General features: G+C 70.9%; 8 protein-coding genes and 1 pseudogene. 6 read left to right on the plus strand and 3 right to left on the minus strand.

Translation table 11 applies throughout. The annotated features are described in order from the left end of the window. Positions 1 to 1,187, plus strand: a 1,187-nt coding sequence (locus NQ160_RS12185) for an NAD-dependent succinate-semialdehyde dehydrogenase (RefSeq protein WP_257515499.1), incomplete at its 5' end; no start/stop codon positions are given. A gap of 38 nt (positions 1,188 to 1,225) precedes the next feature. Next, positions 1,226 to 2,308 (plus strand): winged helix DNA-binding domain-containing protein, encoded by a 1,083-nt coding sequence (locus tag NQ160_RS12190; protein ID WP_257515500.1) that lies wholly within the window; start codon positions 1,226 to 1,228, stop codon positions 2,306 to 2,308. Between the two features lie 15 nt (positions 2,309 to 2,323). Here NQ160_RS12190 and NQ160_RS12195 read toward each other — a convergent pair whose 3' ends face one another. Further along, positions 2,324 to 3,766: an XRE family transcriptional regulator gene (locus NQ160_RS12195; protein WP_257515501.1), complete on the minus strand. Its 1,443-nt coding sequence runs from the start codon at positions 3,764 to 3,766 to the stop codon at positions 2,324 to 2,326. A gap of 103 nt (positions 3,767 to 3,869) precedes the next feature. Here NQ160_RS12195 and NQ160_RS12200 point away from each other — a divergent pair, with 103 nt between their 5' ends. After that, positions 3,870 to 5,759, plus strand: coding sequence for a phosphoenolpyruvate carboxykinase (GTP) (locus tag NQ160_RS12200; protein ID WP_257515502.1), 1,890 nt, complete (start codon positions 3,870 to 3,872; stop codon positions 5,757 to 5,759). A gap of 22 nt (positions 5,760 to 5,781) precedes the next feature. Here the strand turns inward: NQ160_RS12200 and NQ160_RS12205 are convergent, their stop codons facing one another. After that, entirely contained in the window at positions 5,782 to 7,692 is a 1,911-nt protein-coding gene (locus NQ160_RS12205) for an ABC transporter ATP-binding protein (protein ID WP_257515503.1), read from the minus strand. 28 nt (positions 7,693 to 7,720) lie between these two features. Continuing rightward, the gene (locus NQ160_RS12210; protein WP_257515504.1) at positions 7,721 to 7,936 is read right to left on the minus strand and encodes an AsnC family protein; all 216 of its coding nucleotides are present in this window, start codon (positions 7,934 to 7,936) and stop codon (positions 7,721 to 7,723) included. A 105-nt stretch (positions 7,937 to 8,041) separates the two neighbouring features. Between NQ160_RS12210 and NQ160_RS12215 the strand changes: the two genes are divergently transcribed. From NQ160_RS12215 to NQ160_RS12225, 3 genes and pseudogenes are all read left to right on the plus strand, one after another. Then, the gene (locus NQ160_RS12215) at positions 8,042 to 8,983 is read left to right on the plus strand and encodes an ABC transporter ATP-binding protein (protein ID WP_257515505.1); all 942 of its coding nucleotides are present in this window, start codon (positions 8,042 to 8,044) and stop codon (positions 8,981 to 8,983) included. Then, the gene (locus tag NQ160_RS12220; protein ID WP_257515506.1) at positions 8,980 to 9,867 is read left to right on the plus strand and encodes an ABC transporter permease; all 888 of its coding nucleotides are present in this window, start codon (positions 8,980 to 8,982) and stop codon (positions 9,865 to 9,867) included. The genes NQ160_RS12215 and NQ160_RS12220 overlap by 4 nt, the downstream gene beginning before the upstream one ends. Before the next feature lie 77 nt (positions 9,868 to 9,944). Next, positions 9,945 to 10,143: pseudogene (locus tag NQ160_RS12225) on the plus strand (ABC transporter permease); the annotation flags it as partial.

The raw sequence follows: 10,143 nt of genomic DNA on the forward strand, positions 1-10,143 counted from the left end.
TGCTGATGACCCTCGAGATGGGAAAGCCCCTCGCCGAGGCGCGCGGTGAAGTCGCCTACGGTGGCGAGTTCCTGCGGTGGTTCAGCGAGGAGGCGGTGCGCGCGAACGGCCGTTACGGGGCGAACCCCGAGGGCACCGGCCGCATGATCGTCACGCAGCACCCCGTCGGACCGTGCTTCCTCATCACGCCGTGGAACTTCCCGCTCGCGATGGCGACCCGCAAGATCGCGCCCGCGCTCGCCGCCGGCTGCACCGTGGTCGTCAAGCCCGCCGCGCTGACGCCCCTGACCACCCTCGCCTTCGCGAAGCTGCTGGAGGACGCGGGGCTTCCCGCCGGCGTCGTCAACGTCGTCACGACGCGATCCTCGGGTCCGCTGTCGGACGCGATCATCGCCGACCCGCGCCTGCGCAAGCTCTCGTTCACCGGCTCCACCCCGGTGGGCGTCTCGCTGCTGGAGAAGGCGGCGAAGGGGGTGCTCCGCACGTCCATGGAACTCGGCGGCAACGCCCCGTTCATCGTCTTCGACGACGCCGACCTCGACAAGGCCGTCGACGGGGCGATCGCGGCGAAGTTCCGCAACATCGGCCAGGCCTGCACCGCCGCCAACCGCTTCATCGTGCACCGCGGTGTGGTCGACGAGTTCGCGCGCCGCGTCACCGAGCGCGTCGAGTCGTTCCGTGTGGGCCGCGGCACCGAGGAGGGGGTCGTCATCGGCCCGCTCATCGACGACAAGGCCGTGGCCAAGACCGGCGAGCTGGTGGCCGACGCGGTCGAACGCGGCGCGACGCTGCGCGCCGGCGGCGAGCCCATCGATCGGCCCGGCTCGTTCTTCGCCGCGACCGTGCTCAGCGACGTGCCCGCCGGAAGCGACATCCTGCGCGAAGAGATCTTCGGTCCGGTGCTGGCGATCGTCCCGTTCGACGATGAGGACGACGCCGTGCGCATCGCCAACGACACCGAGTACGGGCTGGTGTCGTACGTCTACACCGAGAGCCTCAGCCGGGGGCAGCGCATGATCGAGCGCCTGCAGACCGGGATGATGGGGCTCAATGTCGGCGTGGTCTCCAACGCGGCGGCGCCCTTCGGCGGCTGGAAGATGTCGGGCCTCGGACGCGAGGGCGGCGCCGAGGGCATCCACGAGTACCTGCAGACCAAGTACACCCTCACGGCGAACCCGTTCGCCTGAGGGACCAACTCCTCGGCGGCATCCCCCATGATGGGGCCATGGATGCCGCCGCCCTCCGCCGCGAGCGCCTGCGTTCGCACCGACTGAGCGCGCCGGCGGCCAGCGTCGCCGATGCGGCATCCCACATGCTCGCCGTGCAGGCCCAGGAATTCTGGGGAGGCCGGTGGGCGCTGGCCGCCCGCACCCGCGGCGCGCCGGCCCTGAGCGACGTGGACGCCGCCTTCGACCGCGGCGAGATCGTGCGCACGTGGACCATGCGCGGCACGATCCACATCGTGCCCGCGCGGGACCTCGGCTGGGTGCTGGCGGTCACCGGCCCACGTCAGCGCCAGCAGGCGGCTGGGGTGCACCGGTCCGAGGGCATCGACGACGCCGAGGCGCTGCGGGCGGAGCGCGCCGTCCGCGCGGCGCTCCGCGGCGGCGGACGGCTCACGCGCGCCGAGATCTTCGCCGTGCTCGAAGCGGCGGGCGTGTCGACGGCCGGGCAGCGGGGCTACCACCTGCTCGTCGTGCTCTCGACGCGGCTGGTGATCTGCCAAGGGCCCGTCGTCGCGCGCGAGGGACTGCCGACGCGGGAGCAGCGTTTCGTGCTGGTGGAGGAGTGGGCGCCCGATCAGGTGGCGCCGGCCGAGCCGCTGGCGGAGTTCTTCCGTCGGTTCGTCGCCTCGCACGGTCCGGCCGGGCCGCGCGACTTCACCTGGTGGTCTGGTCTTCCCCTGGGCGTCGCGCGTCGGGCCGCCGATGCAGCAGCCGAGGACGTCGAAGTGGTCGCGGAGCGTGCGGGCGAACGGCTGTACCTCAACCGCTCCCGCGGCCCGCGGCGTCTGCTGTCGGCGCCCCGCGTCCTGGCGCTCCCGCCGTTCGAGGAGTCGTACATCTCCTACGCGGATCGCACCGTGGCCTGCCCCGCCCCGTTGCTCGGAGAGGTCGGGCCGGCCAAGAACGGCATCGTCAAGCCCATCCTCGTCGCCGAAGGGGAGGTCGTGGGGGTGTGGTCGACGTCGGTGGCGGCCGGCCGGCAAGCCCGGCTCCCGGTGGCGCACGTCCTGGCGCCCGATCGGGTCGAGGCACCCGAGGTCGACGCCGCGTTGGCCCGCTTCTCACACTTCCTCGGTCGCTGAGGCGGGTGCCGGCGCTCAGCCCTGGGCGTGCCGCTCGAGGAAGTCGTACACCTCGTTGTCGTCGACGCCCGGGAAGGCCCCCCGTGGCAGGGGCGAGAACATCTGCATGTGCACGCGGGCGCTCGGCCACGCCTTGCCCTCCCAGCGCGCGGCGACGTCAGCCGGCGGGCGTCGGCAGCAGGCCTCGTCGGGACACGACGACGACACCCGCTTGGGCGTCTCGCGGCCGCGGAACCACCGCGCGTCGTCGAAGGGCACCCCGACGGTGATCGAGAACTCCCCGTCGGACGTGGTGCCGGTCTGCGTCGAGCACCAGAAGGTCCCGGCCGGTGTGTCGGTGTACTGATAGTGCTCGGTGGTGCGGTTCTGCTCCTCGAACGCCGATCGCGCCAGGAACCGGCGGCACACCACCTGCCCCTCGACGGCCCCCGTCACATCCATCGGCAGCGGAAGCCCGTCGTTCTCGTACACGCGCGAGATGGCGCCGTTCCCGTCCACGCGCAGGAAGTGCAGCGCAATGTCGAGGTGGGTGGTCAGCAGGTTGGTCATGCGCATGCCGGCGGCTTCGTGGGTGACGCCGAACGCGTCGCGGAAGTCCTCGACGGCGAGGTTGCGGTCACGCTTGGCCTGCTGCAGGAAGGCGACGGATGCCGCCTGGGGCATGAGGCAGCAGGCTGCGTAGTAGTTGATCTCCAGCCGCTGCTGCAGGAAGTCCGCGTAATCGGTGGGCTGACGGTGGCCGAGCAGGCGGTGGGCCATGGCCTGCAGCGCCATCGAGCGCAGTCCGTGACCGCCGGGGATGGATGCCGGGGGGAGGTAGATGCGGCCGTTCTCAAGGTCGGTCACCGACCGGACCGAGCTCGGCAGATCTCCGGCGTAGATGAGCTCGAACCCCAGCTGGGATGCCATGATGCTCACCGTCCGGTGGGTGAGCGCCCCCGCGACGTGACCGGCGGCCTTCAGCTGCTTCTCGGCCAGGGCCTCGATCTCAGGCAGATGGTTCGCCTGCTCCCGCATCGCCAGCCGCAGCTCGGTGTTCGCGCGCCGTGCCTCTTCGGGCGTCGCGATGGCCTCGCGCTCCCGCCGCTGCAGCTCGCGGTGCAGGCCCAGGAGCGACTCGAGGGTCTCGTCCGGCGTGCCCTTGGTGACCTTCACCGGCGGCACCCCGAGACGGCGGAACACCGTGCTCGCCTGCGCGCGGTCGAGTTCGATCTCGAGCGCGGCGCGCCGGTTCGGCGGCTCTGCCGACAGCAGCTCGGCGACCTCGGTCCCTGTGGCGTCGGCGATGGCCTGCAGCAGGGACAGCTTGGGCTCGCGCTTGCCGTTCTCGATCAGGCTCAGCTGGCTGCCCGCCACGCCCACGAGCGCCCCCAGCTCATCGAGGGTGAAGCCGCGCGTGAGGCGGTGGTGACGGATCCGGTGACCGAGCGTCGTCAGTTCCAGTGAGGATGGGGGCATTCCTTGATGCTAGCGAAAGAATCGCGATTCTTGCGTGCTCGAGTCGCTGTAAGAGTGCGCCGCACCCCGGCATCCTGAAGGTATCGCCGCAGAAGGAGAGACCATGGCACTCGCAGACATCTTCGCCCGCCCCGCCACGACCGCGGTGCGCCGGGTGCCCACAGCGGTACCGAACGGCAAGCGCCCCGCCCTCAGCGGTGAGGCAGCCGAAGCCCTCTTCGCATGGGTGGACGAGATCGCCGCACTCACGCAGCCCGACCGCATCCACTGGGTGGACGGGTCGGCGGCCGAGAACGACGCGCTCCTGCACGAGATGGTCGCCGAGGGAAAGCTGATCAAGCTGAACCCCGAGTGGCGGCCGGGCTCCTACCTGGCGCGCTCGCACCCGAGCGACGTCGCGCGCACCGAGGGGCGCACCTTCATCGCCTCCGAGCGCGAGGAAGACGCCGGACCCACCAACAACTGGGTCGCCCCCGACGAGATCCGCGCCACGATCACGCCGCTGTTCGCCGGCTCGATGCGCGGACGCACGATGTACGTCGTGCCCTTCTCGATGGGCGCCGTCGGCGGGCCCCTGTCGCACATCGGCGTGCAGATCACCGACAGTGCCTACGCCGTGGCATCCATCGGCATCATGACCAAGGTCGGCCGGAGTGTCGTCGACGAGATCGCCGCCGGCAAGCACTGGGTGAAGACGGTGCACTCGGTCGGCGCGCCCCTGGCCCCGGGCGAGCAGGACGTCGCCTGGCCCTGCAACGACGACAAGTACATCGTGCACTTCCCCGACACCCTCGAGGTCTGGTCGTACGGCTCCGGCTACGGCGGCAACGCGATCCTGGCGAAGAAGTGCTTCGCGCTGCGCATCGCCTCGGTGATCGGCCGCAACGAGGGGTGGCTCGCCGAGCACATGCTGCTCATCCGGGTGATCGACCCGAAGGGCAAAGCGTTCCACATCGCCGCGGCCTTCCCGTCGGCGTGCGGCAAGACGAACCTCGCCATGCTCCGCCCCACCCTCCCCGGTTACCGGGTCGAGACCCTGGGCGACGACATCACCTGGATCCGCCCCGGCGAGGACGGGCGCCTGTGGGCCATCAACCCCGAGGCGGGCTTCTTCGGCGTCGCCCCCGGCACGGGGGAGTCGACGAACGTCACCGCAGTGGAGACCCTGTGGGGCAACACGATCTTCACCAACGTCGCGCTGCGTCCCGACGGCGACGTGTGGTGGGAAGGGCTCACCGATGAGGCGCCCGCTCACCTGACCGACTGGGAGGGGAATGCCTGGACCCCCGACAGCGGCCGGCCGGCGGCGCACCCCAACTCCCGCTTCACGGTCGCCGCGGCCCAGTGCCCGCAGATCGCGGCGGACTGGGACGCTCCCGAGGGCGTGCCGCTGGATGCCATCCTCTTCGGCGGCCGGCGGGCGACGAACGTGCCGCTCGTGGTCGAGGCCACCGACTGGGCACACGGAGTGTTCCTGGGGTCCAACATCTCGTCCGAGCGCACCGCGGCCGCCGAGGGGACCGTCGGGGAGCTCCGTCGCGACCCCTTCGCGATGCTGCCCTTCTGCGGCTACAACATGGCCGACTACTTCGCGCACTGGCTCAAGGTCGGTCAGCAAGTGCGGTTCGACCGGGCGCCGCGCATCTTCCAGGTCAACTGGTTCCGCAAGGGCGCCGACGGCCGCTTCCTGTGGCCGGGCTTCGGTGACAACTCCCGCGTGATCGACTGGATCGTCCGTCGCGTGCAGGGCGCGGTGCCGGCCGTCGACAGCCCCATCGGACGGCTCCCGCGCATCGAGGACCTCAACCTCGACGGCGTCGACGTCTCGCCGCAGGACCTCGACGAGCTCTTCGCGATCGACCCCGCACTGTGGCTGCAGGAGGCGGACCTCACCGAGGAGTTCTACGGCACCTTCGACGGACGGGTGCCCGCCACCCTGTACGCCGAGCTCGCGGCTCTGCGCTACCGGCTGAAGGTCGCCCAGCGGGTGTGACCGCGGTGTGGGCGCTCCCCGCTCACACCAGCAGCTGGTGCTTCGCGAGATCCCGGTACAGCGGGGTCGAGGCGACGAGCTCGGAGTGCGTGCCCTGGCCCACCACCCGGCCGCGGTCGATGACGACGATGTGATCGCTGTCGACCACGGTCGAGAGGCGATGGGCGATGACCACGAGCGTGCGGCCGGTGGCCACCGCATCGATCGCCTCACGCATGCGCTGCTCGTTCAGGCCGTCGAGCGACGATGTCGACTCGTCGAGCAGCAGGATCGGCGGCGCCGCCAGCAGCGCCCGCGCGATCGCCAGTCGCTGGCGCTCACCACCAGAGAGCATGACACCGGCCTCGCCGACGGGAGCGTCAAGACCCAGCGGGCTGCGCTCGAGCACGTCGCCGAGGTTGACGCTGCGCAGCACCCGCTCGCACTCGTCGTCGGATGCCGAAGGCGACGCGAGCCGCAGGTTGTCCGCGATGCTGCCGGCCAGCGTCGGCGCGTCCTGCTCCACATAGCCCAGCTGCGCGCGCAGCTCGGCCCGGTCGAGGGTGCGGATGTCGCGGCCGTGCAGCAGGATCGCCCCGCCGGTGGGGTCGTAGAACCGCTCGATGAGGGCGAGCGTCGTGCTCTTGCCCGCGCCGGACGGGCCGACCAGCGCCACGCGGGCGCCGGCGGGCACAGTGAACGAGACCCCCCGCAGCACGTCTGTGTCGCCCGCGGCGGCGTCGTCGTCGATCAGCTCGACCGCCGCGGCATCCACGTGCGCGTCGGCGAGCGTCCGCAGCGCCTCGCTCTCGGCGGTGCGCCGGGCGGCGACGACGGCCTCGGGGTAACGGAACCGCACGTCGCGGAACTCGATCGCGGGCGCGGCGCCGTCGGCATCCGCAGGTGACGGCGCGGCCGCGGCAGCCGAGATCGCGGCGTCGTCGTCCGATTCCGCCGGCAGATCCAGCACCTCCTGGATGCGGCCCAGGGCGCCGAGGGCCTGGTTGACCGAAGTGATGGCGCCGAAGAACGACGCCAGCGGCTGCACGAGGAAGAAGAGGAACATCACGAACGTGACGAGCTCGGCGATGGAGATGGCTTCGGAGGCCACGCGGAAGCCGCCCACCCCGAGCACCACCAGCAGCGACACCTGCAGCGCAACTCCCGCCACGGGCACGACGAGCGCCGAGGCCTTCGCGACCCGTACCCCCGCGTCGTACGCGCCGCGCGCGGTGTCGTCGATCGTCTGCTGCTCGCGCTCGGCGGCACCCGCCGCGCGGATCGTGCGGATCGAGCCGATCGCACGCTCCACCCCCGACGACAGCTCGCCGACCTTCTGCTGCTGGGCCTGCGTGGCCGAGCGGATGCGGCCGCTGAGCAGCCCCACGACGGTGGCCGAGGCGGCGATCACCACGAGGATGAGCAGCAGCAGAAGCGGGTCGATGAGCAGCATCGCGACCATCGCGCCGACGAAGATGAGGACGCTGCCGATCGAGTCGGCGAACCCCTGCGTGAGCACGGCGTAGAGCAGCGTGGTGTCGGTGCCCACGCGCGAGACGAGATCCCCGGTGCGCCGTGCGTCGAACTCCCGGATCGGCAGGTGCAGCAGCCGGGAGATGAGGCGCCTGCGGCTCGAATAGACCACCGCGGTGCCGGTGCGCTGCAGCAGATAGTGCTGCCAGGCTCCGATCAGCGAGGATGCCACGACGAGCCCCACCAGCACCCAGACGAGCATGCCGAGCATCTCGCCGCCCTGCACGCGCTCGATCACCTGGCCGACCACGAGCGGCTGGCCGAGGGTCGCGAGGGCCTCGAGCACGCTGAGGACCGCCACGACGACGAGCACGCGCTTGTGCTCCAGCAGGAACGGCAGCAGCTGCTTCAGGCTCGCGCGGGGGCCGTCGGTGGTGGCGCGGCGGCCGGCGCGGCCGCGGGAGGGAGCGGGGGAGGACATGTCTGATACCTCGTTCATGCGTGGGGGTTCATCGTCGACCGTACTTCTTGTGCACTGCTTGTTTGCTGACCCCGAGGGCTGCGGCGATCGCCTGCCAGGAGAATCCGAGGTTGCGGGCCCGTCGCACCTGCGCCTCCTCCGCACGCGAGAGCTCCTTGCGCACCGCCGTGAGGCGGTGCAGCTCGGCGATCGGCTCGCGCTCGCCCGGCGTGCCGATCAGCGTCCGGATGTCGTCTGCGCTCATGGTCTGCTCCTTCGACGGGTCAACAATAGTTGACGGCCGGAGTGGGGTCAACGTATGTTGACGTTCGGCGTCGTCGATGTCTGGAGGCGGCGCTACTGTGGTGCGGTGCCAGAACCGGTCATCGCCGCCCACAACCTCGTCAAGGCCTACCGCTCCAAGGGAAAGCCCGACTTCCTCGCCGTCGACGGGCTGTCATTCGAGGTAGCGCCGGGGGAGTCGTTCGGCCTTCTCGGACCCAACGGCGCCGGCAAGTCCACCACCATGAAGATGATCGGCGCGGTGTCCACCCGCACCAGCGGCGACCTGCAGATCCTCGGCCTCGACCCCGACCGCTACGGACCCGAGATCCGGTCGCGCCTGGGGGTCGTGCCCCAGCAGGACAACCTCGACGGCGAGCTGAACGCCCGCGAGAACCTCTACATCTACGGTCGCTACTTCGGCCTGCCGGGCAAGGTGTGCGCAGCGAAGGCCGATGAGCTGCTCGCCTTCGCCCAGCTGCAGGACAAGGCCAAGAGCAAGGTCGACCAGCTCTCCGGCGGCATGAAGCGCCGGCTCACCATCGCCCGCGGCCTCATCAACGACCCGCGCATCCTGCTGCTGGACGAGCCGACGACGGGCCTGGACCCGCAGGCCCGCCACGTGCTGTGGGATCGCCTCTTCCGTCTGAAGGAGCGGGGCACCACCCTCGTGCTGACGACGCACTACATGGACGAGGCCGAGCAGCTCTGCGATCGCCTCGTGGTCGTCGACAACGGCCGCATCATGGCCGAGGGCACGCCCACGTCGCTCATCCGTGAGCACTCCAGTCGCGAGGTGCTCGAGGTGCGCTTCGGCTCCAGTCGCAATGAGCAGGTGGCCGCGCAGCTGCAGGGCATCGGCGAGCGCACCGAGGTGCTGCCCGACCGCATCCTCATCTACGCGCACGACGGCGAAGCCGCCCTCGAGCGGGTCACTGCGACCGGCCTCGAGCCGATCACGAGCCTCGTGCGTCGCTCGTCGCTCGAGGACGTGTTCCTCCGGCTCACGGGAAGGTCGCTGATCGAATGACGGCGCCGAGCGATCCTCAGGCTCCGCAGCCGCAGACCGCGGTGGCCGAGAACCCATCACTGGCGCAGCTGCGCGCCGAGGCGATGCAGTGGGGCCGCAAGCCCCGGCGCTTCGGCGGTTGGTACGTCACCGAGCACATGGTGCGGGCGATGCGCGCCTACGGCTGGACCATCGTGATCGGCGCCCTCGGGCAGCCGGTGCTGTACCTCCTCGGCATGGCCGTGGGGCTCGCGGCCCTCATCGACGCGCCCATCACCGACCGCGGACAGCAGGTGGACTACCTCGTCTTCGTGGCGCCGGCGCTACTGATGACGGCGGCGATCGCCGTGGCATCCGAGGAGTTCACCTACCCCGTCATGGCCGGGTTCAAGTGGCGCCGCTACTTCTACGGCTTCAGCGCGTCGCCGATCGCCTCCGCGCAGATCGCAGCGGGAGTCGTCGCCGGCGCCGCCGCCCGCATGGTCGTGACGGTCGTCCTCTACTACCTTTTCCTGTGGCTCTTCGGCGCCGTGCCCGACCCGGCGACCGGCTGGCTCTCGATCTTCGCCGGATTGGCCGCCGGACTCGCCTTCGGCATCCCGGTCATGGCCTACGCCGCGTCGATCGAGGATGACAAGGGCCAGTTCGCGCTCGTGCAGCGCTTCATCTTCATGCCGATGTTCCTCTTCTCGGGCACGTTCTATCCGCTCAGCGAGCTGCCGGGCTGGCTGCAGTGGATCGGCTGGATCTCGCCGCTCTGGCACGCCACCGAGCTCGGGCGGGCGGCCACCTACGGCAACGGCGTGCCGCCGATGCTCGCGGTGCACGTCGCGTACCTGCTCGTGCTGGCGCTCGGGGGCTGGTTCCTCGGCCGGCACTACTTCGAACGGAGGCTGGGGAGGTGAGCGTGGGTCGCACAGAGGGAACGCGCGGGCCCGCAGAGACGGCGACGGCAGGGGATGCCACGCCGCGTCGTGGCGGCGTGCGGGCGCTGTGGGCCGGCAATCCGTGGGCGGTCGTGCAGCGCGGGCTCCTCGCCGCGCGCTCGTCGAGTTGGATCGTCGTGCTCTCGGGGTTCTTCGAGCCCGTCTTCTACCTCGCCTCGATGGGCATCGGGCTGGGGGCGCTCATCGGCGATGTGCAGACCAGCGGTGGCGTCGACGTGCCCTACGCCGCCTTCA

It is taken from the genome of Microbacterium sp. zg.Y909, from assembly GCF_024626565.1.